At 46.9% G+C, this 843-nt stretch carries 1 protein-coding gene; it reads right to left on the reverse strand.

Annotated elements, in window-relative coordinates:
* Positions 1–134 precede the first annotated feature (134 nt).
* Positions 135–605 carry an IS200/IS605 family transposase gene (gene tnpA, locus H7B67_RS30605; RefSeq protein ID WP_185123711.1) on the reverse strand — a complete coding sequence of 157 codons (471 nt, stop codon included), beginning with the start codon at positions 603–605 and terminating at the stop codon, positions 135–137.
* Positions 606–843: the final 238 nt, after the last annotated feature.

Below are 843 nucleotides of genomic sequence, written 5' to 3' on the forward strand. Positions count from 1 at the left end.
GCAGTCATAACCACCGGCTTAGCCGGTGGCTTGCATCAGCCCTATAAGGGCATGGTACAAGCATGCGCCTCTAAGGCGCACTGAAAGTCTGCCAACCGCGTGTTGTCCCGGGCTTGCCCCTGTAAAGGGGCTTTTTATTTGCCCTTCTTTACCGACTCACCCGTAAACGGGTCGATTAGCTCTTTCATCGATAGTTGTTCATATTCCTTGTCTTCTACGAGTTGATTCCGGATGTATTCCTCTATGACCTTTTTGTTCCTTCCCACTGTATCGACAAAATAGCCTCTACACCAAAATTGCCGATTTCCATAGCGATACTTCATGTTTGCGAATTTATCAAAGATCATTAAGGAGCTCTTTCCCTTTAAATATCCCATAAACTGCGACACACTCAGCTTTGGTGGAATACTCACCAGCATATGAATGTGGTCCGGGCATGCTTCTGCTTCGACAATTTCGACACCTTTCCGTTCGCATAATTCGCGCAAGATCTTTCCAATTTCCCTTTTCAACTTTCCGTAAATAATCTGTCTTCGATACTTAGGTGCAAATACAATATGGTATTTGCAGTTCCATTTCGTGTGTGCTAGACTGCTCTTGTCCATCCCTTGTCCTCCTTGATATATGGTAGCGGTTGGCAGACCGGCTCCCATGTTATCATTGAAAGTCAAGGGATGACTACTCATAGCTATAAGCTTTCCTGAACCCCCAGTCGAACTGGGGGTTTTCTTATACAAAAAAGACATCGCCCGGCTGTCGGCCGTCGATGTCTACCGTTTTTCTTCCGTATGGAGCGAGTTCCGGTAAGGCTATCTCGCTTCGAAGGTGTCGTACGCGCCCGTG

The sequence above is a fragment of the Cohnella thailandensis genome, from assembly GCF_014212135.1.
Lineage (GTDB): Bacteria > Bacillota > Bacilli > Paenibacillales > Paenibacillaceae > Cohnella > Cohnella thailandensis.

Coding starts and splice junctions, on each gene's coding strand:
- tnpA (WP_185123711.1), bottom strand. CDS start 605: ATGGACAAGAGCAGTCTAGCACACACGAAATGGAACTGCAAATACCAT.